This window comes from Paenibacillus sp. XP01 (assembly GCF_057364885.1).
On sequence record NZ_CP139481.1, the window covers coordinates 2369320 to 2395583 of the forward strand.

At 51.2% G+C, this 26264-nt stretch carries 22 protein-coding genes; all 22 read left to right on the forward strand.

Annotated elements, in window-relative coordinates; all coding sequences use genetic code 11:
* Window positions 1–153 precede the first annotated feature (153 nt).
* Window positions 154–429 (forward strand): DUF4135 domain-containing protein, encoded by a 276-nt coding sequence (locus SNR34_RS10980; protein ID WP_486181877.1) that lies wholly within the window; start codon window positions 154–156, stop codon window positions 427–429.
* Window positions 430–465: 36 nt separating this feature from the next.
* Complete coding sequence (gene rseP / locus SNR34_RS10985) at window positions 466–1737, forward strand: RIP metalloprotease RseP (RefSeq protein WP_236417125.1); 1272 nt, start codon at window positions 466–468, stop codon at window positions 1735–1737.
* A 62-nt stretch (window positions 1738–1799) separates the two neighbouring features.
* Window positions 1800–3254, forward strand: a complete 1455-nt coding sequence (gene proS / locus SNR34_RS10990; RefSeq protein ID WP_486181878.1) for a proline--tRNA ligase — start codon at window positions 1800–1802, stop codon at window positions 3252–3254.
* Window positions 3255–3400: 146 nt separating this feature from the next.
* The gene (locus tag SNR34_RS10995) at window positions 3401–7723 is read left to right on the forward strand and encodes a PolC-type DNA polymerase III (RefSeq protein ID WP_486181879.1); all 4323 of its coding nucleotides are present in this window, start codon (window positions 3401–3403) and stop codon (window positions 7721–7723) included.
* A gap of 189 nt (window positions 7724–7912) precedes the next feature.
* Window positions 7913–8374 carry a ribosome maturation factor RimP gene (gene rimP, locus SNR34_RS11000; protein ID WP_486181880.1) on the forward strand — a complete coding sequence of 154 codons (462 nt, stop codon included), beginning with the start codon at window positions 7913–7915 and terminating at the stop codon, window positions 8372–8374.
* A 124-nt stretch (window positions 8375–8498) separates the two neighbouring features.
* On the forward strand, window positions 8499–9596 hold the full coding sequence (nusA, locus tag SNR34_RS11005; RefSeq protein WP_236417129.1) for a transcription termination factor NusA: 1098 nt from the start codon (window positions 8499–8501) through the stop codon (window positions 9594–9596).
* A gap of 26 nt (window positions 9597–9622) precedes the next feature.
* Window positions 9623–9931, forward strand: a complete 309-nt coding sequence (gene rnpM, locus SNR34_RS11010; RefSeq protein WP_236417130.1) for an RNase P modulator RnpM — start codon at window positions 9623–9625, stop codon at window positions 9929–9931.
* Window positions 9924–10253, forward strand: coding sequence for a L7Ae/L30e/S12e/Gadd45 family ribosomal protein (locus tag SNR34_RS11015; protein WP_236417131.1), 330 nt, complete (start codon window positions 9924–9926; stop codon window positions 10251–10253). The genes rnpM and SNR34_RS11015 overlap by 8 nt, the downstream gene beginning before the upstream one ends.
* Window positions 10246–12891 (forward strand): translation initiation factor IF-2, encoded by a 2646-nt coding sequence (gene infB / locus SNR34_RS11020; protein WP_486181881.1) that lies wholly within the window; start codon window positions 10246–10248, stop codon window positions 12889–12891. The genes SNR34_RS11015 and infB overlap by 8 nt, the downstream gene beginning before the upstream one ends.
* Window positions 12892–12916: 25 nt before the next feature.
* A complete protein-coding gene (gene rbfA / locus SNR34_RS11025; RefSeq protein WP_236417134.1) occupies window positions 12917–13276 on the forward strand; it encodes a 30S ribosome-binding factor RbfA in 360 nt (119 codons plus the stop codon).
* Between the two features lie 19 nt (window positions 13277–13295).
* A complete protein-coding gene (locus SNR34_RS11030; RefSeq protein ID WP_236417136.1) occupies window positions 13296–14267 on the forward strand; it encodes a DHH family phosphoesterase in 972 nt (323 codons plus the stop codon).
* A complete protein-coding gene (gene truB / locus SNR34_RS11035; protein ID WP_343260056.1) occupies window positions 14267–15190 on the forward strand; it encodes a tRNA pseudouridine(55) synthase TruB in 924 nt (307 codons plus the stop codon). Before SNR34_RS11030 ends, truB begins: the two co-directional genes overlap by 1 nt.
* Before the next feature lie 68 nt (window positions 15191–15258).
* On the forward strand, window positions 15259–16197 hold the full coding sequence (locus SNR34_RS11040) for a bifunctional riboflavin kinase/FAD synthetase (protein WP_486181882.1): 939 nt from the start codon (window positions 15259–15261) through the stop codon (window positions 16195–16197).
* A gap of 160 nt (window positions 16198–16357) precedes the next feature.
* Window positions 16358–16627: a 30S ribosomal protein S15 gene (rpsO, locus tag SNR34_RS11045; protein WP_056700672.1), complete on the forward strand. Its 270-nt coding sequence runs from the start codon at window positions 16358–16360 to the stop codon at window positions 16625–16627.
* A 234-nt stretch (window positions 16628–16861) separates the two neighbouring features.
* A complete protein-coding gene (gene pnp, locus SNR34_RS11050) occupies window positions 16862–18964 on the forward strand; it encodes a polyribonucleotide nucleotidyltransferase (RefSeq protein ID WP_236417138.1) in 2103 nt (700 codons plus the stop codon).
* A 201-nt stretch (window positions 18965–19165) separates the two neighbouring features.
* Window positions 19166–20161, forward strand: a complete 996-nt coding sequence (locus SNR34_RS11055; RefSeq protein ID WP_339277496.1) for a polysaccharide deacetylase family protein — start codon at window positions 19166–19168, stop codon at window positions 20159–20161.
* A gap of 103 nt (window positions 20162–20264) precedes the next feature.
* Window positions 20265–21548, forward strand: a complete 1284-nt coding sequence (locus SNR34_RS11060; RefSeq protein WP_236417140.1) for a M16 family metallopeptidase — start codon at window positions 20265–20267, stop codon at window positions 21546–21548.
* Window positions 21502–21954 carry a dUTP diphosphatase gene (gene dut / locus SNR34_RS11065; RefSeq protein ID WP_236417141.1) on the forward strand — a complete coding sequence of 151 codons (453 nt, stop codon included), beginning with the start codon at window positions 21502–21504 and terminating at the stop codon, window positions 21952–21954. The genes SNR34_RS11060 and dut overlap by 47 nt, the downstream gene beginning before the upstream one ends.
* A 197-nt stretch (window positions 21955–22151) precedes the next feature.
* Window positions 22152–23051: a dipicolinate synthase subunit DpsA gene (dpsA, locus tag SNR34_RS11070; RefSeq protein WP_236417142.1), complete on the forward strand. Its 900-nt coding sequence runs from the start codon at window positions 22152–22154 to the stop codon at window positions 23049–23051.
* Complete coding sequence (locus SNR34_RS11075; RefSeq protein WP_236417143.1) at window positions 23048–23644, forward strand: dipicolinate synthase subunit B; 597 nt, start codon at window positions 23048–23050, stop codon at window positions 23642–23644. Before dpsA ends, SNR34_RS11075 begins: the two co-directional genes overlap by 4 nt.
* Window positions 23645–24078: 434 nt before the next feature.
* Window positions 24079–25296: an aspartate kinase gene (gene dapG / locus SNR34_RS11080; RefSeq protein ID WP_236417144.1), complete on the forward strand. Its 1218-nt coding sequence runs from the start codon at window positions 24079–24081 to the stop codon at window positions 25294–25296.
* Window positions 25297–25345: 49 nt separating this feature from the next.
* Window positions 25346–26221, forward strand: coding sequence for a 4-hydroxy-tetrahydrodipicolinate synthase (gene dapA / locus SNR34_RS11085; RefSeq protein WP_339277500.1), 876 nt, complete (start codon window positions 25346–25348; stop codon window positions 26219–26221).
* Window positions 26222–26264: the final 43 nt, after the last annotated feature.

A 26264-nucleotide genomic window follows, 5' to 3' on the forward strand; every position in this document is an offset into this window, starting at 1 on the left:
TATACGGACGTTAATATAAAAGCTGCAGCGCTAGATGTCAGGATTGTTAAGAGACGTTGTATAGGTTGAATCGATACCGGTCATGGATCCGGTTCTGGGCCAAATCCAGGGGACCAACAGCTCGCAGTCTTTCGCTAGTTTAAAGCGTGTGCTATGCCTCAAGAGATTTCGTGTTATGATTATCGTTATGGCGGGTACGTTCCGCTGCTGCATGTTCCGGGTTCAATTGATATTCATTTTGAGAATATTATCGATTATGGAGAATATCCTCTATTCATAGAAATGGAAACCCTGTTTTCAAATGAAGTCGAGCAGAGAAGGCTTGGCCGCTACCCGTTCATGAACCGTCGTTTGGAAGATATCGCATTTGGCAGCGATCCGAGATCCAAAATACTTCTTGGTATTTTTTTGAGAATAATGTTATTCTAAAGCTTGCATACTAAGTTGAAGGAGGTGCAAATGTAGTTGGAAACTCTAAAAATCGCGTTCTATGTGTTCATGATGTTTTTTGTGATTGTTGCCATTCATGAATGGGGCCATTATTATTTTGCGAAGCGTGCAGGCATTTTGGTTCGTGAGTTTGCTATCGGTTTTGGTCCTAAAATGTTTTCATATAAAAGAGGCGAAACTCAGTTTACGTTCCGGTTGCTTCCATTTGGCGGTTATGCCAGAATGGCAGGCGAAGATCCTGATATTTCTCTTATAGACGTAGGGCAAACCATATGCGTTCGCATCAAAGACGGCAGCATCGAAAAGATATTCACCGCCAACCTCGAAAAGTATAAGAATGTCATTAAGGGTGAGGTCCTGCATGTGGATTTGGAGACAAATCTGCAGTTGGAATTGGATGTGGATGGGGAACGTATGGCATTTTCCGTTCATCCTCAAGCCCTTATCGTGGGAAAAGACAACACCATGCAGATTGCGCCTAAAGATCGTTGGTTCAGCAGCAAAACGGTCGGGCAGCGTGCTATGGCTATTTTTGCAGGGCCGCTGATGAATTTCGTGCTTGCGTTTGCATTGTTTATTATCTATATCCAGGTGAGCGGCGTTCCCGTTGAAAATCCTTCTTACATAAAAATAGCCGAGGTTTCGGCTAATGGGCCTGCGCAGCAGGCAGGTTTGAAGGAAGGGGACATCATCAAGTCCATTAACGGTACGGCTGTTGGGGCGGATCAACAGAAACTGATCAGTCTCATCTCCGAATCCAAAGGCAAATCTATGGATTGGATGATAGAACGGGGAGGTCAGGAGGCCTCCGTCTCTGTAACTCCTGCGGACGTTGATGGATCGGGAAACGGCAAGGTAGGGATCTCTCTTGGATATCCGACCAGACAAGCCGGTTTCATCGAGACGCTGTCGCTTTCGGGCAAATATACCATCGAAACATCCAAACTGATCTTTAAAGGTCTTCAGCAGCTCGTGCAAAATTTTGCCTTGGACGATATCGGGGGGCCTGTAAGAACGATTGAGGTTACCGGAGAGATTGCTAAATCTGGCTTGGATCGATTAATATATTGGAGCGCCATGATTAGCATTAACCTGGGTATTTTCAACCTGCTGCCAATCCCGGCGCTGGACGGAAGCCGTCTCATCTTTCTCGGGATCGAAGCGGTGCGCGGCCGGCCTCTGAACCCGAATCGGGAAGGCATGGTACATTTTATCGGTTTTGCGATGTTGTTTGTGCTAATGCTTGCAGTAACTTATAATGATATTCTACGATTAATTAACAGATAATTATGGTTGGACTGTCTTTGCAGCCAGTGAAGATGGTCGTAATGGGAGGACACTGGATTCTTATGTCGAAGGAAAATGATAAACAGTTCGTGACTGAAATTACGCCACAGGGAGAGGACTTTTCCCGCTGGTATATTGATGTGATTAAAAAAGCCGATTTGATGGATTATTCCCCGGTGCGCGGCTGCATCGTGTTCAAACCGGACGGATTTGAAATCTGGGAGCATATCAAGGATGAGCTGGATCGCCGTTTCCGTGAAACGGGCCATCGCAATGCCTACTTCCCGATGTTCATTCCGGAGAGCTTTTTCCAGAAGGAAAAAGAGCATGTGGAAGGCTTCAATCCCGAGCTGCCCTGGGTCACCGAGGCTGGCGGAGAAAAGCTGGAAGAGCGGCTTGCGATCCGCCCGACGTCGGAAACGATCATCGGTCACATGTATTCGAAATGGATCCAGTCCTATCGTGACCTGCCAGTGCTGATCAACCAATGGGCGAACGTCGTTCGTTGGGAGAAAAGAACGCTGCCGTTCCTGCGTACAAGCGAATTCCTTTGGCAGGAAGGCCATACGGCGCATGAGACGGAAGAAGAAGCACGTGAAGAAACGATGCGCATGCTGGAAATTTACCGCGAAGTGGTCGAAGAGTATTTGGCCATTCCGGTGATCAGCGGTCAGAAGACGCCTTCCGAGAAATTCGCGGGAGCGGTGGACACGTACTCGATCGAAGCGATGATGAAGGATGGACGTGCCGTACAAGCCGGAACTTCCCACTACATGGGCACGAACTTTGCCAAAGCCTTTGAAATCCAGTACCTCAGCCGCGAAAACGTGCTTGAGCATGCCTATACGACATCCTGGGGTGTAAGCACGCGTTTGATCGGAGCACTGATCATGGTTCATGGCGACGATCGTGGATTGGCACTTCCTCCAAAAGTGGCACCGACGCAAGTCGTGATGATCCCAATCGGACCGCCAAAAACGCGTGATGCCGTCGTTGGCCGTGCCGACGAGTTGTTCTCCGAATTGAAAAAAGCGGGCATTCGTGTAAAAATGGATGACCGCAGCGACGTACGTCCTGGTTGGAAGTTCAACGAGTATGAAATGCGTGGAGTCCCTGTCCGTCTGGAAATCGGACCGCGCGATATGGAGAATGGCGTTTGTGTCCTCGTATCCCGCATCACGGGCGAGAAAAAAGTGATTGAACAGGCTAACCTGGTGGAAGAAGTGCAGAGCATGCTGGCACAGGTACAAGGCGAAATGCTGGAGCGTGCCCGCAGCTTTATGTCGGAAAACTTCTACTCCGTGGATACGCTGGACGAAATGAAACAGCTCATGGAAAACAAACGCGGCTTTACGCTGGCTGGCTGGTGCGGCTCGGAAGCTTGCGAAGATAAGGTTCGCGAAGTGACGGGGGCAACAAGCCGCAACATTCCGTTCGAGCCAAAGGAACAAAAGCATACCTGCTTGGCTTGCGGTGAAAAAGCGAAACATACCGTTGTGTTTGCAAGAGCCTACTAATCAGGAAGAAAGGGTGAATCCAACGATTCATCCCGCGATGTAGAATGGAGAGCTTCTGTCAGAAAAAATGAGTCGGTGCCGGATCGGATCGAAGACATTTTGGACACAGGAGCTTTTCCTGTTTTGAAGGCACGAGGAGGAACATGATGAGTGGAATCGAGGAAAAGAGAAAACGGTTTGAATTGTTGATGAAGCAGGCCGAGCTTCCGTCCGGTTTGGTAGAGTCTTATTTTCTGGACGGATGGATCGAAAAGGTGGAAACGAGCCGCAGCAATCGCGACTGGAGCATTCTTATCGTAAAGGATACTTTGGTACCTGCGCCGATCTATCGGACATTTTGCCTGCATATTCAAGAAAAGCTGAATCATATCGCCAAAATTACGTTTGGCTTCAAATACAATGAACAAGTACAGCTCGGCGACATCGTGAGCGAGTATTGGAATTTGTTTCTGGAATGGGCGCATCGGGAAATTCCGTCCGTCAATGGATGGATGAGCCGGGCCCAGTTCGAATGCCAGGAGGATTTGCTGCAGCTGACGATGAGCGACGCCATGTCGCTGGAGCTTGCGCGTAAAAAACAGATCGATCAGGCCATTATGACCTTTTATGATAAATACTTTAATACATCGTTGCGCGTAAAAATGGCTGTCGGAGAACGTGGGAACAATCAGGAGGCCATGGAGCAGTTCCAACTTAAGAAGCGGGAAGAAGAGCGGCAGGTCATCGAACAGATGAGGGCTGCAGCCGTCGAATCCGAGATGCCGGAGGAAGAAGATCAGGGCGAGCTTCGCCTGCAAATGGGCTATGAAATCAAAGAACCGCCAGTGCCTATGCAGGACATTCAGGACGAAGAGAAAAAGGTTACGCTGCAAGGGACCATTTTTGGCTTGGAAAGCAAAGAGCTGCGTAACGGCAATACGTTGTTCACGTTTTTCCTGACCGACTTTACCGACTCGATGCAGATGAAGATGTTTGCGAAGACGAAGGAGGATTTCAAGATCCTCAGCCTGCTGGCCAATGGTAAATGGGTCAAAGTCCGTGGGCGTGTCGAATACGATCGGTTTATGCAGGTTCCGGAGTTGGCCATGATTCCTTCCGATCTGATGGAAGTCAAGGCCCCACCGTCCCGCAAGGACAATGCGGAAGAGAAGCGCGTCGAATTCCATCTTCATACAACGATGAGCACGATGGATGCCGTAACCTCCATTGACAAATACGTGAAAACGGCTGCTGCCTGGGGGCATAAAGCGATCGCTGTCACGGACCATGGCGGCGTGCAAGTATATCCGGAGGCGGCCAAGGCGGCGAAGAAAAACGGCATCAAAATGATCTACGGGCTGGAAGCCAACGTGGTTAACGATTCTGTTGCCGTTGTGCTGGCGCCCCAGCCGCTGGAATTAAAAACGGCCACGTATGTGGTATTCGATATCGAGACAACGGGTCTGTCGGTAACCCAAAACAAAATTATCGAGATCGCCGCGGTGAAGATGCAGGACGGCAAAGAAATCGATCGATACGCCTCCTTCGTTAACCCGCATGAGCGAATTCCTTACAACATTCAACAGCTCACCAACATTACGGATGAAATGGTTAAAGATGCGCCAGAGCTTGAACCCGTCATTCGCGATTTTGCTGCGTTCGTGGGTGACGGGGTGTTGGTTGCGCACAATGCTCGATTTGATATGGGCTTTATCCAGGCTTCCCTGAAAAGCTTGGGCATGCCGGAGCTGCCTAACCCTGTCCTGGATACGTTGGAGCTGGCGAGGCTGCTCTATCCTACGATGAAAAACCACCGGCTCAACACGCTTGCCGATAAATATAAAGTGGCACTTGAAAGCCATCACCGGGCCATTGACGATACGGTGGCACTCGCCGGCATCCTGAACGGTTTGCTGAACGATGCGGCTCAAATGAAAGGGTTGACCATGCTAGACCGTCTGAATGACTATGTCGGCAAAGACCTGTCCAACACGCGTCCGTTTCATTGCTGTATTTACGCGCTGAACGGAGTCGGGAAAAAGAACCTGTACAAGCTGGTATCGTTATCCCATACGGAGTATTTCAAACGCGTGCCATGTATCCCGAAATCCAAGCTGGTTGAACTGCGCGAAGGGCTGCTCATTTTGTCAGGCTGCGAAAAGGGTGAATTTTTCGAAGCGGTGCTTAACAAATCGTTGGAGGAAGCCGAGGAGATTGCCCAGTTTTACGATGTGCTCGAAATTCAGCCCTTGACGATGTATATGCACTTGGTCGAGAAAGCTTTGGTCGCTACGCCGGATGAGCTGAAAACGGCCATTCGCAAAGTGGTGGACATCGGCGACAAGTTGGGCAAACCGGTCGTTGCGACGGGGAACGTGCATTATTTGGAGGAACGGGACAAGCTGTTCCGCGACATTACGATTCACGGCATTACCGGCTTCAGCCCGCTGAAGGATATTCGCAAACCGGACGCCCATTTCCGCACCACGGATGAGATGCTGCAGGAGTTCGAGTTCCTTGGCACGGACAAGGCGTATGAAGTCGTTGTGACCAATACGTCCGAATTGGCGGACCGTTTTGAAGAGATCAAGTTGTTCCCGGACAAGCTCTTTACGCCGAACCTGGAGGGGGCCGACGAGGAAATTCGCAATACGTGTTACAATACGGCGAAATCGATCTATGGCGAAGAGTTGCCTGAAGTCATCGTAGCCCGGCTGGAAAAAGAACTGGGTCCGATCATCAAATATGGATTTTCCGCGAACTATCTCATTTCGGAGCGGCTCGTTAAAAAATCCAATCAAGACGGTTACCTCGTCGGATCGAGGGGATCGGTCGGATCTTCGGTCGTGGCGACGTTCCTGGGCATTTCCGAGGTTAATCCGCTGCCTGCCCATTACATTTGCACCAATTCGGATTGCAAATACAGCGAATGGTTCCTCGATGGCAGCGTGCCAAGCGGATTCGATCTGCCCGAGAAGGATTGCCCGAAATGCGGCAATAGGCTGAAAGGCGAAGGACAGGACATTCCGTTCGAAACGTTCCTCGGATTCAAAGGGGACAAGGTTCCCGATATTGACTTGAACTTCTCCGGCGATTACCAGCCGCATGCGCACAATTATACGAAGGTATTGTTTGGCGACAAGGCTGTTTTCCGGGCTGGCACCATCGGCACGGTGGCGGAAAAAACCGCGTTCGGTTTTGCGAAAAAATACGAGGAAAGCCACCACAAGAAATGGCGCGGGGCCGAATTGAACCGGCTTGCTGCCGGCTGTACTGGCGTTAAACGGAGCACGGGACAGCATCCCGGCGGGATCGTCGTTGTGCCCGATTATATTGAAGTCGAAGACGTTACCCCTGTGCAGTATCCGGCGGACGACGTCAATGCCGAGTGGAAAACGACGCATTTTGACTACCATGCCTTTGAGGAAAACTTGCTCAAACTCGATATTCTGGGACACGATGATCCGACCATGATGCGTATGCTGCAGGATTTGACGGGCGTGGATCCGACGACCATTCCGATGAACGATCCGAAGGTGATGAGCATGTTCAACTCGACGGAGGCGCTCGGCGTAACGCCTGAGCAGATCCGCTCACCTGTTGCTACTTTCGGGGTGCCGGAGATGGGAACGAAGTTTGTGCGCCAGATGCTTGTGGAATCCCAACCGTCCTCTTTTGCGGACTTGCTGCAGATTTCCGGGCTGTCGCATGGAACCGGAGTATGGCTCGGCAATGCGCAGGAATTGATCAAAAACGGAACGTGCACGATCAAAACGGTCATCGGCTGCCGTGACGACATCATGCTGTTCCTGATTTACAAAGCAGGCATGGACGCCAGCCTTGCTTTTAAGATTACGGAAAGCGTGCGTAAGGGACGTGGTTTGCCGCAGGAATGGATCGATGAAATGAAAAAATGCAAAGTGCCGCAATGGTACATCGATTCCTGCCTCAAAATCCAGTACATGTTCCCGAAGGCGCATGCCGCTGCTTACGTGATCTCGGCTGTGCGTACCGCTTTCTTTAAGTTGTATTATCCGATTCAATATTATGCAACGTATTTCACGGTTCGTGCCGAGGACTTCGACATCGAGCTCGTGTGCCAGGGCTACGATGCCATCTATCGCAAAATCGTCGAGATCGAGCAATTGGGCTTCCAGGCTCCGCCAAAAGAAAAAAACATGCTGCCGATTTTGGAGATGGCGCTTGAAATGACAGCGCGAGGTTTCTCGCTCAAGCCGATTGATCTGTATCGTTCCGAAGCGACGAAATTTATCGTGGACGGCAATTCGCTGATTCCGCCGTTCTCGGCGCTGGCCGGGATCGGTGACAATGCTGCGCGCAATATCGCGGCGGCGAGAGAGCATGGGGAGTTCCTCTCCATTGAAGATTTCCAGCAGAAGTCGAAGGCCAGCAAAACGATCGTCGAGCTTCTTACGAGTATGGGATGCTTCCGAGGTTTGCCTGAAAGCAACCAGTTGTCCTTGTTCTAAAGGGCGAAGGTTAGAGCTTACTTGTCACTATTACCAGACTATGTTATAATTTCTGGAGTGAACGAGATAGTACGAATTTCTGAAGAGTGGGGAAACCCACTCTTTAGTCTTTGGTATGAAAGAATCTTGGGTATTTAACAACTGCCGGCAACTATTGGCCGGTGTAACCTAAGTTGGAGGTTATCGGTTTTGAGCACATCGAAGATTAAATCTACTGTGGAAGAAATGATCCAACCCTATTTGAATGAACAAGGCTTCGAGCTGGTTGACATCGAATATGTCAAAGAAGGCAGCAGTTGGTTTCTGCGGGTATATGTCGACAAAGAAGGCGGTATCGACATTGACGATTGCGTCATGATCAGCGAGCAGCTTAGCGCCAAGCTCGACGAGACCGATCCGATTCCGACCGTCTACTTCCTTGAAGTGTCCTCTCCGGGTGCGGAACGTCCACTGAAAAAGCCGGAGGACGTTACCAAAGCCGTAGGCAAAAACGTATATGTGACGACCTACGGACCGGTGAACGGAATGAAAGAGTTTGAAGGCAAACTGCTTTCTTTTGATGGCAGTGAGCTTGTCATTGAGGCCGGCAAGAAACAACATGCCGTTCCTTATGACAAGATTGCAAGCGCGCGCTTGGCCATTCTGTTTTAGGTACCTTGTTCACTTACCTAATGAAAAGACACATCCCTCGCGATAACGGCAAGGTGCCCGGCAGTTTTGGGCCTTCGCCGTTTTACGTATGGGGTGCCATGTTTGAAAGGGGGATCAATTATTCATGAGTATGGACTTTATTGAAGCAATGAATGAATTGGAGCGGGAAAAAGGGATTAGCAAGGATGTGCTGTTTGAAGCCATCGAAGCAGCTCTGATTTCCAGCTACAAACGGAACTTTAACACAGCTCAGAACGTGCGCGTCGACATGAACCGCAACACGGGCGTCATCCGGGTATATGCCCGCAAATTGATCGTCGAGGAAGTATTGGATTCCCGGACGGAAATTTCCTTGCCGGCAGCCCGCGAAATCAATCCTCACTTCCAATTGGAAGATATCGCGGAGATTGAAGTTACGCCGCGCGATTTCGGCCGTATTGCCGCCCAAACGGCGAAACAGGTCGTGACGCAGCGCATTCGCGAAGCAGAACGCGGGTTGATTTACAACGCTTTCGTGGATAAAGAGGAAGATATCGTCACAGGCGTTGTGCAGCGTCAGGATTTGCGCAATATTTACATCGACCTGGGCAAGATCGAAGCGGCATTGCCTTTGACGGAACTGATGCCGAACGAGAAGTTTGCTCACGGCGACCGGATCAAGGCGTACATCACGAAAGTGGAAAATACGACCAAAGGCCCGCAAATCATTTTGTCCCGTACGCATCCAGGTTTGTTGAAACGTCTCTTCGAGCTGGAAGTTCCCGAGATTTTCGACGGCGTGGTAGAAATTCGTTCCGTCGCTCGCGAAGCTGGCTTCCGTTCCAAAATCGCGGTGCATTCCCGCAATGAGGAAGTCGATCCGGTCGGTTCCTGCGTAGGGCCGAAAGGCACGCGCGTGCAGACCATCGTGAATGAGCTGCGCGGCGAGAAAATCGATATCGTTCGATACTCTGAACAAGTGGATGAGTATGTGGCCAACGCCCTCAGCCCTTCCAAAGTTTTGGAGGTTCAGGTATTCGAGGAAGAGAAGATGGCGCGGGTCATCGTTCCTGACTATCAGCTCTCGCTGGCAATCGGGATCAAGGGACAGAATGCCCGTCTTGCGGCCAAACTGACCGGTTGGAAGATCGATATCAAGAGCGAGACCCAGGCAGAACAGGAGTTTGGCAGAGAAAAGGATTCTTCCGCGGAAATGCATCAGGATTCCGTCTCCGTCGACTAGAGCTAAGCACGGGGGGGCGTTAATGTATGAAACCAAAAAAAGTACCGCTGCGCAAATGTGTGGCGTGCCAGGAAATGATGCCCAAAAAGCAGCTGATTCGCGTGGTCAAAACGCCCGAGGATGAGGTGCTGATCGATCTGACTGGCAAAAAATCCGGACGTGGCGCGTATTTATGCGGCAAAGAATCTTGTTTCAAGCTTGCATTCAAAAACCGGTCCCTGGACCGGGCGTTGAAAGGCAAGGTTTCACCGGAAATTTACGAGCAGCTGGCTGCAGACTTCATTCGCGTGGAGGATGAATTCAAGGCTGCGCAGGAGCGTGATCAGGATGAGTGACCAAAAAGTGTTATCTTACCTCGGACTCGCGATGCGCGCAGGCAAGCTGGCTACCGGTGAAGAAATTGTGCTCAAAGCAATCCGCTCTTCCGAAGCTAAAATGGTTATTGTTGCGGGTGACGCCTCGGCCAATACACAAAAGAAATTTCGCGACAAATGCGGTTCCTACCAGGTGCCGCTCGTCATCGGTTTTGACCGGGATCGCCTGGGTTCAAGTATCGGTAAAGACACGCGGGTTGTTCTTGCAGTAACGGACGTTGGGTTTGCAAAAATGATCTCCAAGCAAGTCGGTATAATGTCGGAGGTGGAGTATATTGAGTAAACAGGACAACAAGGATAAATTGCGGGTTTATGAATATGCGAAGTCCCTTAACATGAGCAGCAAAGAAATCATAACCATTCTTAAAAAACTGGATATTCCGGTGAACAATCATATGAGCGTCATGGAGAATGGTTCGGTGGATAAAGTGGAACAATTTTTTAAAAACATAAAATCATCTGCAGCTACGAAGCAAGGCTCCGAACCAAAGTCCGTTGCCACATCTTCGGTGCGCAGCGACAAAACAGTGGACAACAGCAAGCCGGCCGGCGGAGTGAACACGCCGGGCAATTCAAGTTCTTCCGGCAGTCCCGTACAAACAAAAATACAACAGGAAAAGCAGGTAGGTATGAACAATAGACCAAATTCCAACAATAACAACGGCTCCCAAAGACACAGCGGCCAAGACAGCCGCAACAGATCCAATAGCTCCCAAGGTTCAAACCAAGGGGGACAATCCGGCAACCGCTCCAGACCGGCGCAAAACGGAACTAACGGCAGTGTAGGCTCCCGTCCGCAAGGCGGAACTGGCGGCAGCACTGCATCCCGTCCGCAAGGCGGAACTGGTGGCAGCACCGGATCCCGTCCGCAAGGCGGAGGACAGCGCAGCAACAACAGCGGTGGCGGTCAAGTAAGAAACGCAAATTCAAGCAATGGCGGCAATCGCAGCGGCGGCCAAGGCCAGAGCCAAGGCCAAGGACAAGGACAAGGACAACGCCGAGGCGGCCAAGGCGGTTCGGGCGGAAACAACAACGGTAACCGTTCCAACAATGGTGGCGGACGTCGTTTCGATGACGGACGCGGCAACAACTTCCGCAACAATCGTGGTGGAAAAAATAACCGTGGCAGAAATCAACACCAGTCCCCGCCGCGCGAAAAAATCGACAATACGCCGAAGAAAATCATCGTTCGTGGTGACATGACGGTAGGCGAAACAGCGAAGCTGCTGCACAAAGACGCTTCCGAGGTTATCAAAAAGCTGATTGGCATGGGCGTTATGGCGACCATCAACCAAGAGCTCGATATTGATACGATTCTTCTTCTCGCGGGTGAATTCGGTGTTGAAGTCGAAGTGAAAATCCCGGTTGAGGACGATCGTTTCGAAACGGTTGAAGAGAACGACGATCCGGCAGATTTGCTGTCCCGTCCACCGGTCGTTACTATCATGGGTCACGTTGACCATGGTAAAACAACGCTGCTTGATGCCATTCGTAGAACAAACGTTACAGGCGGCGAAGCAGGCGGAATCACGCAGCATATCGGTGCTTATCAAGTCGAGATCAACAACAAGAAAATCACGTTCCTGGACACGCCAGGTCACGAAGCGTTTACCGCTATGCGTGCGCGTGGAGCTCAGGTTACGGATATTACCATCATTGTGGTAGCCGCCGATGACGGCGTCATGCCGCAAACGGTTGAAGCGATCAACCATGCCAAAGCGGCCGGACTTCCGATTATCGTTGCCGTGAACAAAATCGATAAACCGGGTGCGGACCCAGATCGCGTTAAACAAGAATTGACCAACTATGAGCTCGTTCCGGAAGAGTGGGGCGGCGACACGATCTTTGTTAACGTTTCGGCGAAACAACGGATCGGACTGGAAGGTCTGCTTGAAATGATTCTGCTCGTTGCAGAAGTAAACGAGTACAAAGCCAACCCGAACAAACGTGCCCGCGGTACGGTGATCGAAGCCGAGCTCGACAAAGGCCGTGGCCCGGTAGCTCGCGTTCTCGTACAGCACGGAACATTGAAAGTCGGGGATGCGTTTGTTGCAGGTAACTGTTTCGGACGTGTGCGCGCAATGGTCAATGACAAAGGACGCCGTTTGAAAGAAGCCGGACCTTCGACACCTGTAGAGATTACCGGTTTGACCGAAGTTCCAGGCGCAGGCGATCCGTTCATGGTATTCGAAGACGAGCGCAAGGCACGTTCGATTGCCGACAAACGCGCGATTACGCAGCGTGAGTCCGATCTGGGCACCAACACACGCGTAACGCTGGATGATTTGTTCAAACACATCAAAGACGGCGAAATCAAGGATCTGAACGTGATCATCAAAGGTGACGTGCAAGGTTCGGTTGAGGCGCTGAAAAGCTCCCTTGCCAAAATCGAAGTCGAAGGTGTGCGCGTAAAAATCATTCACAGTGGTGCAGGTGCAATTACCGAGTCTGACATCATTCTCGCGACGGCATCGAACGCCATCGTGATCGGTTTCAATGTGCGTCCTGACAATCAGGCGAAAATCACGGCTGAGCAGGAGCAAGTAGACATTCGTCTGCATCGCGTCATCTACAGCGTGATCGAGGAAATCGAACAGGCGATGAAGGGTATGCTTGATCCGGTCTACAAAGAGAATGTCATTGGGCATGCAGAAGTTCGCAACACGTTCAAAATCAGCAAAGTGGGTACCATTGCAGGTTGTATGGTTACTTCCGGCAAAATCACACGTTCGGCGGAAGCTCGCCTGATTCGTGACGGCATCGTGCTGTACGAAGGCAAGCTGGATTCCTTGAAACGTTACAAAGATGATGCTAAAGAAGTAGCACAAGGCTACGAGTGCGGTATTACGCTGGATAATTATAACGATCTCAAAGAAGGCGACGTGATCGAAGCTTTCGTGATGGAGACCGTAGAACGATAAGCAAGGAAGCATGAGGTGAACAACGATGGCCAAGATTCGTACTGGCAGAGTAGGCGAACAGATCAAAAAAGAGCTTAGCTTGCTGATTCAATCGGAACTGAAAGATCCGCGCATCGGCTTTGTCACGGTGACAGGCGTTGAAGTAACTAACGACCTGTCCCAAGCCAAAGTATATCTGAGTGTTTTCGGGGATGAAGAACAGAAGGATAATTCGCTTAAAGCGCTCGGAAAAGCAAATGGGTTTTTGCGTTCCGAGCTTGGCAAGCGCATCAGACTTCGCCATGTTCCCGAATTGATCTTCAAGATTGATGAGTCGATTGCCTATGGCAGCCGCATTGAAAAGCTGCTCGGGGATATCGGCAGCGATAACAACGAATCCCAGTAATTGCATAAAGGAGACGGCTATGCACACTTATGAACAGGCGCTTCAGGACGGAAAGCAATTTCTGCTGGAGCATGACGATTACCTGGTCGTGTCGCATGTACAGCCGGACGGTGACGCAGTCAGCTCTACGGTAACGGTGGGCTGGCTGCTGTCATGTCTGGGGAAAACTTTCACGATGATGAACGAAGGCGAGATTCCGCAGCGCATGCGCTTTTTGTGGAATGCGGACCGCATCGTGAACATGACCGAACAGCCGCCGCAGCGGAAGTACAAAGCAGTCATTTGCGTGGATTGTGCAGATTTTGCAAGAGTGGGCTTAACGAAGCAATATTTTGAAGAAGATGCCCTCATTTTGAATATCGACCATCATCCGACCAATGACGGTTACGGCACGGTGAACATCATTAAACCGGATGCAGCAGCGACGGCTGAAATTTTATTCGATTTTGTCGGACAGTTTCCGATCCAGATGGACAAGGCTGCGGCTACGGCTATTTATACAGGACTGTTAACGGATACGGGTGGATTTCGGTATGCCAACACAAGTCCTAATGTGATGACAACCGCCTCCAAATTGCTGGAGTATGGCGTGGATGGGCCGATGCTGGCCCAAATCCTGTTGGAGCAGGTTACTCTCCCGCAGGTGCGTATCCTGAACAAAGCGCTTTCCAGTCTGAAGATGACCGACGATGGCAAAATTGCCTGGGTAGTGATCACTCCCGAGGACATGGTGGCTTGCGGCGCGGCGAATGAAGATTTGGAAGGGATCGTCAACTATCCCCGCAATATTGAAGGGGTTGAAGTCGGTATTTTTTTCAAAGTCATTCATGACCAGGCCGTCAAAGTCTCTCTTCGTTCTGCAGGCAAGGTCAACGTCGCTGCACTTGCGCAAACCTTCGGCGGAGGCGGGCATGTGCTCGCTGCCGGTTGCCGGCTGGAAGGAAGCTTGGATGATATCGTAGACCGTGTATTGAAGCAGGTGAATGTATGATGGTAAAACCGTTTGAAGGGATTTTGCCGGTGTATAAGCCGGCAGGATTCACGTCCCATGATGTCGTTGCCAAAATGCGGCGAATCTTGAAGATGAAACGGATCGGACATACAGGAACGTTGGACCCTCAAGTCACGGGGGTACTCCCTTTGTGTCTTGGACGAGCAACAAGAGTTGTGGAGTACATGCAGGAACTTCCGAAGGAGTATCTGGCAACGTTGAGACTTGGATTGTCCACCGATACAGAAGATATGACAGGTGAAGTTACCCAGCGGGCAGATGAACCGGTTCGTGTGGCAGAGGCGCAAGTTTTGCAGGTATTGCAGCAGTTTCTGGGTACGATCTCCCAGGTTCCACCCATGTTTTCCGCGGTGAAGGTCGATGGCAAACGGTTGTACGAGCTTGCCCGTGAAGGAAAAACCGTGGAACGCAAAAGCCGCGAAGTGACTATTCATGAATTGGAGCTGACGGGCATGGACGTCAGAGAAGATGTGACGGACATATCCTTCCGCGCGCTATGTTCCAAGGGCACCTACATACGGACGTTGTGCGTCGACATTGGCAAGGCGCTAGGATATCCTTCCACGATGGTGAAGCTGGAACGTACGATATCTGCAGGCATTCCGGCAGACCGTTGCTTGCATATCGAAGACGTGGAGCGGCGTATGGCGGACGGAACGTTGGCCGATGCGCTGATTCCAGTGGATGAAGCTATTGCCTACTTGCCTGCCCATACGGTTGGCGATGCGCAGGCCAAAGGAGCCCTTCAGGGGCAAAAGCTATCGGCAAAGCTGCTCGATCCTCCCGCGGAGAAACCCGGACTTCTGCGTTTGTATGCGCAGGACGGCACATTTTATGGTATTTTCGAACGGGATGAAGCCAAACCGACGGTGAAGGCGGTTAAAGTTTTTTTGCCGGAATAAGGAAAACTTGAGTTTAGGCCGCGGTGATGCTAAGCTCTGTCTATCAAGCGAATTGCAGGTGAATGATTGTGAAAACGGTAATGCTATCGTATCCGCGGACGTTATCGTCCGAAGAATTGCATCCCCAGCCGCAGGTGCTGGCCATCGGCCAATTTGACGGACTGCATCTCGGGCATGCCAGCGTCATTTTATCGGCTGTGCGCATTGCGCGTGAAACCGGCACGCAAGCGGCCGTCATGACTTTTCACCCACACCCGAAAGAAGTCATGCGCAAAGGGGACTATGAGGGATATTTGACTCCTCTGAAAGATAAAGAAGACATCCTTTCAGCGATGGGAGTGGATGTGCTCTACGTCGTTGAGTTCAACGAACAATTCTCCCACTTGTCGCCAGACCAGTTTGTGCAGGATCTGCTGCTTCCATTGCAAACGCGAACTGCGGTCGTCGGATTCGATTTCCGTTTCGGCCACAAGGGAGCAGGGGACGAAGCGCTGCTTCGAGCACTGGGGGGCGAGCAAATGAGCGTTGAGACGGTGCCGCCGTTTCTGTTAGGCGGCAAGAAGGTCAGCAGCTCGCTCATCCGGGGGCTGCTCCAGCGGGGCGAAATGGACGAGGCGAGTCGCTGGCTTGGAAGGCCGTACAGCATACGCGGCACCGTGGTGCATGGGGAGAAAAGAGGGCGAACCATTGGCTTCCCTACCGCCAATCTTGAGCTCACGGACCGTTACGTTGCACCGGCTACCGGCGTTTATGCCGTGCGAGTGGAGTATCGGGGACAGGAGCTGCGCGGGGTCATGAACCTTGGCGTGAAACCGACGTTTCATGAGCAGGGCATGAAACCGACCTTTGAAGTGCATCTGCTCGATTTCGAGGGGCAGCTGTATGATGAGGAATTGAAGGTAGAGCTGGTTCATTACATCCGTCCGGAACGCAAGTTTGCATCCATTGATGCACTCATTGCCCAGATTCGCGAGGATGCATTGACTGCCGCAAGGCTGCTCGGTTAACCATTGCATAATAAAATGGATGTTTACATTTACTTTTATTGGGCAACTATGATATAATGTACTACGTTGTCCTTCGGGGCGACATTAACCTTGGCTTGGTTGCTTGCTCTCACCGGCGGTAACGAGGCTAATGGCGATTATTATGAAGGAGGTGAATAGGATGGCATTGACTCAAGAACGCAAACAACAACTGATCGACGAGCACAAAACTCATGAGTCCGATACAGGATCTCCTGAAGTGCAAGTTGCTATCCTTACGGAAAACATCAGAAGTTTGACAGACCACTTGCGTACGCATAAGAAAGACCACCACTCCCGTCGTGGCCTTTTGAAAATGGTAGGTCAACGTCGTAAGCTTTTGGCTTACGTGAAAAACAAAGATGTTAAACGTTACAGCGCACTGATCGAAAAACTCGGATTGCGTCGTTAATTATCGTACATGTCTTCAAAACCAACCTGGCTGTTATCCGCCGTTCTTTTGTCTGAAAGGACAAGCGGGCCCACAGCCGGGTTGTTTTGTAGATGAACGCGGTGCCATATATTTGTAAATGAACGCTCCGCAAGGAGCTTTTGTTTTGCATGAGAGTATATTAGAGCATGCAGGAAATACTGTGAGAATGCAGAATCCATTGATGTAAGATTGATTTAAACAAGGAGGGATTTCATGGAAAAACATGTTGAAATGCAGCTTGGCGGCAGAAAGCTTGTGCTTGAAACAGGCCGTTTGGCGAAACAGGCCAATGCCGCTGTTAAAGTGACTTACGGCGATACCGTTGTACTGTGTACCGTAACGGCTTCCAGCGAGCCTAAAGATCTGGACTTCTTCCCGCTGACAGTTAACTATGAAGAAAGATTGTATGCCGTAGGTAAAATTCCGGGTGGATTCATCAAACGGGAAGGAAGACCGAGCGAAAAGGCGATTTTGGCCAGCCGTCTGACAGACCGTCCGATTCGCCCATTGTTCCCGGAAGGTTTCCGCAATGATGTACAAGTCTTGAATCTGGTGATGAGCGTGGATCAGGATTGCGAACCTCAGATCGCTGCCATGATCGGTACTTCCGCAGCTCTGAGCATTTCGGATGTTCCGTTCAGCGGTCCGATCGGCGGCGTAAAAGTGGGACGCATCAACGGGGAGTTTGTGGTTAACCCGACGATTGCACAGCTTGAAGTCAGCGACATCGAGTTGGTTGTTGCAGGTACCCGCGATGCAATTATGATGGTTGAAGCCGAAGCCAATGAGGTTCCGGAAGACATTATGCTTGAAGCGATCATGTTCGGTCATGAAGAGATCAGAAAGATCGTGACTGTCATCGAAGAGCTGGTAGAGATTGCCGGCAAAGAGAAGATGGCCGTAAAACTGCACGCGGTTAACGAAAACGTAAACCAAGAAGTGCGTGAATTTGCGGCAGGCCGCTTGGTGGAAGCCGTCAAAATTGCCGAGAAGCACGCTCGTCAGGATGCGATTGATGCCATCAACGATGAGACCGTCGCTCATTTCGAGGAAAAATATTTGGAAACTCCGGAATTGCTCAAAGATGTGAAAGAGGTCCTGCATGACATCGTCAAGGAGGAAGTGCGTCGTCTGATTACGCATGACAAAGTCCGTCCGGACGGCCGAGGATTGGCTGAAATTCGCCCGATCGAATGCGACACCTCGCTGCTGCCACGCACGCACGGCTCCGGTCTGTTTACGCGTGGACAAACACAAGCTCTCAGCGTATGTACGCTTGGCGCATTGGGGGATGTTCAGATTCTGGACGGCATCAGTCTGGAAGAATCCAAACGATTCATGCATCATTACAATTTCCCTCCGTTCAGCGTCGGTGAAGCTCGTCCGCTGCGTGCTCCAGGCCGTCGCGAAATCGGACATGGTGCGCTCGGTGAACGTGCGTTGGCCAAAGTCATTCCTTCGGAAACGGAATTCCCGTATACGATCCGTCTCGTATCCGAGGTGCTGGAATCCAATGGCTCCACATCACAAGCAAGTATTTGTGCAAGTACACTCGCGATGATGGATGCAGGCGTGCCGATTAAAGCCCCGGTAGCCGGAATTGCGATGGGATTGATCAAAGATGGAGAACATGTATCCATCCTTAGTGACATTCAAGGCATGGAGGATCACCTGGGAGACATGGACTTCAAAGTGGCGGGAACGGCAGAAGGCGTAACCGCAATTCAGATGGATATCAAAATCGACGGAATCGACCGTAAAATTTTGTCCGAGGCGCTTGCACAGGCTAAAGAAGGCCGCATGCACATCCTCGGCAAAATGAATGAAGTCATTCAGGCTCCGCGCGAGAATCTGTCGCAGTATGCTCCGAAAATTTTGACGATGCATATCAATCCTGACAAAATTCGTGACGTTATTGGTGCTGGCGGTAAAATCATCAATAAAATCATCGAAGAGACCGGCGTGAAAATTGATATCGAGCAAGATGGACGCGTCTTTATCGCATCTTCCAACCAGGAGATGAACGAAAAAGCCAGATCCATTATCGAAGGGATCGTACGCGAGGTTGTTGTCGGAGAGATTTATGTCGGCAAAGTGAAGCGCGTTGAGAAGTTTGGCGCATTCGTCGAAGTGCTTCCGAACAAGGAGGGTCTCGTACATATCTCGCAATTGTCGACCGAGCGCGTTGGCAAAGTGGAGGATGTCGTTGCCGTTGGCGATTCCATTACCGTCAAGGTCACGGAAATCGATCAACAAGGCCGGATCAACTTGTCTCGCAAAGCTGTGCTGACTGCGGAAGCTCCTGCTCAATCCTAAACGTCAGCCAATCGAATACATGTAAAGAAGTTGAAGAGGCAGAAGCTGTATTTCTGGCTCTTTTTTTATATGTCCAAAGCATTCGTTCTCCATGTTCGCACATAAGGAGACGTATTTTTCATCCGATTTTACTCTCGGGATCATTCATATTCCGTCCCTTGTCCTCATATGATGTGGACAAAGACGGCGGGAGGATGAGCTGTGAAAAAACAAACGAAAAAACTGGCTGCTGTCCTGGCAGGTTTGGCAGTGGTCGTGCTGGCCGGACAAGCGGATGGTGTTCGTACATACATTTCGGAGATACGGGAGGGCCCAGGCACCCAAAATGCGTTCGACATGTTTAAAGAAGCTACTGGAGAGGACGCGCTGCTGGAAGCCATTCGGAAAAAGGCGGAAGAGACAAAGGTTGCCCCCATCAATGCCAGGGTTGATCGGGTCTGGAAGGCCATTCCAGGTTATAATGGTTTGGAAATCGATGTGGAGGCCACTTACCGCAAAGCCCTTGGAGGCTCACTGAATACGAAGCTTTCGTATGTGTACCGTGAGACCAAACCCGAAATCGGGCTTGAAGACTTGGGAGCACACCCGATTTATCGTGGGAACCCCGAGAAGCCAATGGTTTCATTTATGATCAACGTAGCCTGGGGAAACGAATACATCAAACCGATGCTGGACACGCTGGATGCCGAAAAGGTGAAGGCGACCTTTTTTCTGGACGGTAGTTGGCTAAGCAAAAACGCGGAGCTGGCCAAGGAAATTCAGAAACGGGGACATGAAATGTCCAACCATGCGTATTCGCATCCAGACATGAGCCGATTGAGCGCGGAGCGGGCGAGACAGGAAATCGCGAAAACGGAAGAACTCCTGAAGCAAACGCTGGGTGTGGACAACCAATGGTTTGCTCCACCGTCCGGGGATTTCAACCAAAAGACAGTCGAGATCGCTTCCAGCATGGGGCTTAAAACCGTGTTGTGGACGCTGGATACGGTGGACTGGCGCAAACCAAGTCCGGATGCCGTTGTTCATAAAATTTCGCAAAAGGTGGAGGCAGGAACATTGATTTTGATGCACCCGACAGCGTCTGCTTCCGGAGCACTGAAGGGCATGATTGACTCCATCCGCGCCAAGGGACTTACGCTTGGAACGGTCAGTGAGACGTTGTCCTCAAACCGGGTGGCGAAGGCGTCGGTTGAGTGAACGATGATTTTTTGTTAATATCAAACAGTTGGAACCAAATGTCGATTTCGATAGATGCGTTTTTCGGGATCATGGCAATTATAGAGATGTAGGAGGGCCAACCGTGAAAAAAATTCAGCTGGGCAATGGCCTCAGAGTAGTGCTGGAACAAATTCCGACCTGTCGTTCCGTATCATTCGGAATATGGGTCAAAACCGGCTCGCGAAACGAGCGGTCTGAAAGCAACGGGGTGTCCCACTTTATCGAGCATATGCTGTTTAAAGGCACCGATCGTTTTGATGCCAAAGCGATCGCGGAGCAATTCGACGCCATTGGCGGCAACGTGAATGCTTTTACTTCCAAAGAATACACTTGTTACTACGCAAAAGTATTGGATGAGCATTTGCCGATTGCCGTAGATGTGCTGTCCGATATGTTCTTTCGGTCCAAATTCGACGATGAAGAGTTGTTGAAGGAAAAAAACGTCATTCTGGAAGAAATCTCGATGTACGAAGATACGCCGGATGACATGGTCCATGACCTTATGGCCCAAGCTGCATATGGAGAACACCCGCTGGCTTATCCGATCCTGGGAACGGAAGAGCGGCTTAAAGCGATGGATTCGAGCCATCTGCGGGCGTACATGAACGAACATTATACCATTGAAAATACGGTGATCAGCATTGCGGGCAACATTGACGACAGCGTCATCGATTTGATGGAAAAACACTTTGGGGCGTTTGACCTTCATGGAAAAACGGATGAAGTCGAACTGCCCAAATTCCAGAGCGGTCAACTCTTCCATAAGAAGAAAACCGAGCAGAACCATATCTGCATTTCGTTCCCGGGTTGCAAAATCGGAGATCCGCTGCAATTTGCCATGGTTGTGTTGAACAATGCCATCGGCGGCGGCATGAGCTCGAGACTGTTTCAGGAAATCCGGGAAAAGCGCGGGCTTGCGTATTCCGTATATTCCTACCACAGCTCCCATGCAGACAGCGGTCTGTTTACCATATATGCAGGAACCGCGCCAAAACAGACGAAGGAAGTGCTTGATCTTACCAAAGAAGTGCTGCGTGATCTTGCCGTCAACGGACTGTCCGACGATGAACTTCGCAAAGGCAAGGAGCAGCTGAAAGGCAGCCTGATCCTAAGTTTGGAGAGCACGGGCAGCCGCATGAATCGGCTTGGCAAAAACGAGCTGATGCTTGGGCGTCACCATACGTTGGATGAAATGATCGCCAAAATAGAACAAGTAACGATGGACGATATCGATGCCGTGCTGGACCTGATGTTCGCCGAGCCTTTCGCGCTCGCCATGGTCGGTGCCTCCGATCGCTCCATCGCTGGATTAAGAAGGGATGATTTCGTTGCACTACGTTCAAATTCAAAAACTTCCGGGCAATGAGGATATCAAGCTGCCGCAAAAAATGTCGGAGCTGGCCTCCGGCTTTGACGTTGTCGCTGCTTTGCAGGAGGAGCTCGTCCTGCAGCCGGGCGAACGCGCACTGATCCCGACAGGACTTGCCATGGCCATGCCGGCCGGGCTTGAAGCCCAGGTGCGTCCGCGCAGCGGCCTTGCTTTCAAACATGGCATCACATGCCTGAATACGCCGGGTACCATCGATGCGGACTATCGCGGGGAAGTCAAAGTGCTGTTGATCAATCTTGGACAGGAGCCTTTCACGATCGTACGCGGGGAGCGCATCGCTCAGATCGTATTCCAGACCGTGCCTGACGTACAGTTGACCGAGGTTAGCGAATTGTCTGAAACCGTTCGGGGTGCTGGCGGGTTTGGACATACCGGAAAATAAACCTAAATTAGACATGCCGTCCTTCTCCGGGGACGGCTTTTTTTGTTCTTTCGGACGCAGCGCACGCATCACGGGCGTGCACTTTCCATTTCAGGTGGCTCTGGGAAGTGCAAAGCCTTTTTATGCATTGCTTTCACCACGTTGTGGGCGATTGCATACGATATGGCATATAGCGTGGTGAAAGGAGTGACGTTCCGATGCTGACCGGAGTCCGGATTGTCGTTCTGGGCGGAGATGCGCGGCAGCTTGAAGTCATTCATAAATGTGCGGAGCTGGATGCCACGATCAGTGTGGTCGGCTTCGACAAGCTGGAGCGCCCGATCGAAGGGATTGAGCATCAGCCATTGGAGGACAGCGTATTCGCTTCGGCCGATGTGTTGGTTTTGCCTGTCGTGGGTTGTGATGATCAAGGGAAGGTAAGTGCAACGTTCAGCGATCTGCCACTTGTTTTGAAAAGGGAGCATGTGTCTGCATTGCCCGAGCATTGCATTGTGTTTACAGGCATGGCTAAGCCATATTTGCGCGAGCTGTGCCGGGAGAACGGGTTAAGATTGATGGAAGTGCTGGACCGTGACGAGATTGCCCTATATAACTCCATTCCCACGGCTGAAGGCGCAGTTGCGATGGCAATCCGGGAGACAGACTTTACGATTCACGGCTCGAAGAGCATCGTGCTGGGCCTTGGTCGAACGGGATTCACAATGGCGAAAACGCTGCAGGGCCTCGGAGCTGATATCCGGGTTGGCGTGAGGCGTGAGGAGGATGTGGCGCGTGCAGCCGTCATGGGCTGGAAGCCTTTTTTGACAACGGATTTGGCCGCTCAAACGGGGGAAGTCGACTTGCTTTTTAATACGATACCGACTATGATTATCACAGCACAAATCCTGTCTAGAATGCCGCAAAAAGCAGTGATTATCGATCTTGCATCCGCCCCTGGCGGCTGTGATTTCCGATTTGCTGAAAAACGCGGCATCAAGGCGCTGCTGGCGCCAGGTCTCCCCGGCATTGTTGCTCCCAAAACGGCTGGCGGCATTATTGCCGACGCGTTGATCCGTTTGCTTTTGGAAGAACAAAACGCACGGGAGGTTGAACGATGAACTGGCAGGGAAAAACGGTGGGTTATGCAATTACGGGTTCTCATTGTACATTTGAAGAGGTCATGCCGGTGATCAGCCGGTTTGTAGCGGAAGGGGCGAATGTGGTCCCGATCATATCGAATTCGGTATTGACGACGGACACGCGCTTTGGCACGGCTCAAAATTGGCACAAACAGTTGAAGGACATTACCGGAAATGATATCATTTCCTCGATTGTCGAGGCGGAGCCATTAGGACCGTCCAAACTGCTTGATGTACTTGTCATCGCCCCATGTACGGGCAACACAACCAGCAAGCTGGCCAATGCGATGACCGACAGTCCCGTACTGATGGCAGCCAAGGCGCAGATGCGTAATCAGCGTCCGGTCGTGCTGGCGATTTCGACGAACGATGGTCTTGGACTGAACGCCGCGAACATTGCCAAACTGCTCGTGGCCAAACATATGTACTTCGTGCCGTTCGGGCAGGATGATCCGGTGAGAAAACCGAATTCGCTCGTGGCCAAAATGGAATTGATACCGGAAGCCTGCTGGAGTGCACTTGAGGGCAGGCAGCTGCAGCCTATGATCGTGGAACGCTCCGCAAAGGCGTAGGGTGAAAAGCGTGCTTAAAGAACGCAAATTCATGCATCAACGCATTTGAAGGAATGTCTTTGCGATATGGGAACGGCTAAAGGATTAATGGTCATACGCTTGAAGCAACGATAAATGGTCTGAGAAACAATAGAATCATGGGGGACGTTCCTCCCGATGTTGGCATCTGCTTGATGTTTGAGGATGACATGCGGGCATAGGATGCCTGAAGCGAAAGCCGGATGAGTCAACGATCATGCGTTCACGCAGCGTGTACGTTGCAATCCGGGCAACAAACTGCTGCTTCATTTGGATGATCTTCGATGGTCCGAAGTCGGGCAGCCGTAGGTAATGTCGTACAAAGACTAGATTTTCACATCGGAGCGCCCCTTATAGATCCATTTGTTCATCCGGCACGTGTCAGTCTTCTTGCGTACACAAATGGAGGAATAAAGATGCGCATCATGGTACAAAAATTCGGCGGCACGTCGCTTTCGACCGTTCAGGCAAGAGAGCACGTGCTCCGTCATGTTAAACGTGAGCTTGAGGCAGGTTACGGCCTTGTTGTGGTCGTCTCTGCGATGGGACGCCGTGGGGAGCCCTATGCGACGGACACATTGCTGGACTGGGCAGCCCAGAATGGAAACGGACTATCCCCGCGCGAGAAGGATTTACTGCTGTGCTGCGGTGAAATTATATCGGCAACCACGCTGAGCAGCTTGCTCGAGAATGAAGGAATTGCAAATACGGTGCTGACGGGTGCGCAGGCTGGTTTCGTGACGGACGACAATTTCGGGAATGCCCGGATTTTGGATGTCCGTCCTGTTCGTGTACTGGAACTGCTCGAAAAAGGGCAGGTCGTCATCGTTACCGGATTTCAGGGCCAGACCGAGCAAGGGGACTTTACCACGCTTGGACGCGGAGGAAGCGATACCTCTGCAACGGCATTGGGGGCAGCCCTTCATGCCGAGATCGTGGATATTTACACCGATGTTAATGGCATTTTGACCGCGGACCCCCGCATCGTGGAAGATGCACGCCCGCTTACGGTCGTAAGTTATGCCGAAATTTGCAACATGGCGCATCACGGAGCCAAAGTCATTCATCCGCGGGCGGTCGAAATTGCAATGCAAGCCCAAATCCCCGTAAGGGTCCGTTCTACCTTTGCGGATACTGAAGGCACGCTTGTGACGCATCCGGAAGGGTTTCAGGACGTGCAAACAGGCGTAGTGGACCGGTACGTTACCGGGATTGCCTACGTAAGCAACGTAACGCAAATTACCGTGGACGTGCCTAGCGACGCCAATCGCCTTCAGCTGAAAGTGTTCAAAACGATGGCAGACAACGCCATCAGCGTTGATTTCATCAATGTTACCCCAACAGGCGTGGTCTATACGGTATTTGACAGCGACTCCGAGAAAGCGATTCGCGTGCTCCAAGAGATCGGACTGAAACCCCAAAGCTTGTCAGGGTGTGCCAAAGTGTCCGTCATCGGCGGGGGCATTAACGGCGTGCCTGGCATTATGGCAAGAATCGTGGAATCCCTGACGCTGGCGGATATTCAAATTCTGCAATCGGCGGATTCGAACACCACCATTTGGGTGCTTGTCAAAAAAGAAGACATGGTCCAGGCTCTGCGGGCGCTGCATGCTTCGTTCGAGCTCCATTTGTAATATCAGACTTGAAGCAGGCGGAGCCAGATTGTTCTGAGGAGGAATCGAATTGGACTTTGGAAGATTGATTACAGCAATGGTAACTCCGTTCAACGAGCAAGGAGAAATTCATTGGGAGGAAACGGCGCGGCTGATCGACTATCTGATCAAGGAGCAAAAGTCCGATGCGCTGGTCATATCCGGGACGACGGGAGAATCTCCCACACTAAGTGATGAAGAGAAGGTACAATTGTTCGAATTTGCGGTGAAGCATGCGGCAGGACGATGCAAAATCATCGCAGGTACGGGCAGCAACAATACTTCGCACTCCATCCATCTGACCAAGGAAGCGGAACGTGTCGGGGTTGACGGTGTGCTTCTCGTGGTTCCGTATTACAACAAACCGAGTCAGGAAGGCATGTACAGACACTTCGAAGCCATTGCCAAATCGACTGCTTTGCCCGTTATGTTGTATAACGTGCCTAGTCGTACGGTGGCGGGGTTGTCGGCGGCAACGACACTGCGTCTTGCCCAAATTTCCAACATCGTGGCAACCAAGGAATGTGCTTCACTGGAACATGTCACGTTGATTGCTGCCGGCGCGCCTGAACATTTCAGGGTGTACACCGGAGACGACGCGTCCGGGCTGCCGGCCATGTCCGTTGGCGCACACGGGATCGTCAGTGTAGCAAGCCACGTGGTCGGTTTCAAAATGAAACGTATGATCGAAGCGTTTGTCCAAGGATTGCCGCAAGAAGCGGCGCAGCTGCATCAGGAAATGTTCCCCATTTTCAAGGGGCTGTTCGAGTGTCCTCAGCCGCTGCCGAATCCGGTGGCCGTCAAATATGCGCTGACTCTGCAAGGGTTGAACGTAGGGTCGGTACGGTTGCCGCTAGTGCCTCCAACGGAGCAGGAAGAGCAATTTATTCGCGGCCTATTCGGGTGAAACGTGGTTTGAGCTAGTCAAAGACAGGTGCAGGCATCATTCA

Excerpts from the sequence above, each read along its gene's own strand:
- SNR34_RS10980 (WP_486181877.1), top strand. The coding sequence starts at position 154 with ATGCCTCAAGAGATTTCGTGTTATGATTATCGTTATGGCGGGTACGTT.
- proS (WP_486181878.1), top strand. The coding sequence starts at position 1,800 with ATGTCGAAGGAAAATGATAAACAGTTCGTGACTGAAATTACGCCACAG.
- SNR34_RS10995 (WP_486181879.1), top strand. The coding sequence starts at position 3,401 with ATGAGTGGAATCGAGGAAAAGAGAAAACGGTTTGAATTGTTGATGAAG.
- nusA (WP_236417129.1), top strand. The coding sequence starts at position 8,499 with ATGAGTATGGACTTTATTGAAGCAATGAATGAATTGGAGCGGGAAAAA.
- rnpM (WP_236417130.1), top strand. The coding sequence starts at position 9,623 with ATGAAACCAAAAAAAGTACCGCTGCGCAAATGTGTGGCGTGCCAGGAA.
- SNR34_RS11015 (WP_236417131.1), top strand. The coding sequence starts at position 9,924 with ATGAGTGACCAAAAAGTGTTATCTTACCTCGGACTCGCGATGCGCGCA.
- rbfA (WP_236417134.1), top strand. The coding sequence starts at position 12,917 with ATGGCCAAGATTCGTACTGGCAGAGTAGGCGAACAGATCAAAAAAGAG.
- SNR34_RS11030 (WP_236417136.1), top strand. The coding sequence starts at position 13,296 with ATGCACACTTATGAACAGGCGCTTCAGGACGGAAAGCAATTTCTGCTG.
- truB (WP_343260056.1), top strand. The coding sequence starts at position 14,267 with ATGGTAAAACCGTTTGAAGGGATTTTGCCGGTGTATAAGCCGGCAGGA.
- rpsO (WP_056700672.1), top strand. The coding sequence starts at position 16,358 with ATGGCATTGACTCAAGAACGCAAACAACAACTGATCGACGAGCACAAA.
- pnp (WP_236417138.1), top strand. The coding sequence starts at position 16,862 with ATGGAAAAACATGTTGAAATGCAGCTTGGCGGCAGAAAGCTTGTGCTT.
- dut (WP_236417141.1), top strand. The coding sequence starts at position 21,502 with ATGATTTCGTTGCACTACGTTCAAATTCAAAAACTTCCGGGCAATGAG.
- dpsA (WP_236417142.1), top strand. The coding sequence starts at position 22,152 with ATGCTGACCGGAGTCCGGATTGTCGTTCTGGGCGGAGATGCGCGGCAG.
- SNR34_RS11075 (WP_236417143.1), top strand. The coding sequence starts at position 23,048 with ATGAACTGGCAGGGAAAAACGGTGGGTTATGCAATTACGGGTTCTCAT.
- dapG (WP_236417144.1), top strand. The coding sequence starts at position 24,079 with ATGCGCATCATGGTACAAAAATTCGGCGGCACGTCGCTTTCGACCGTT.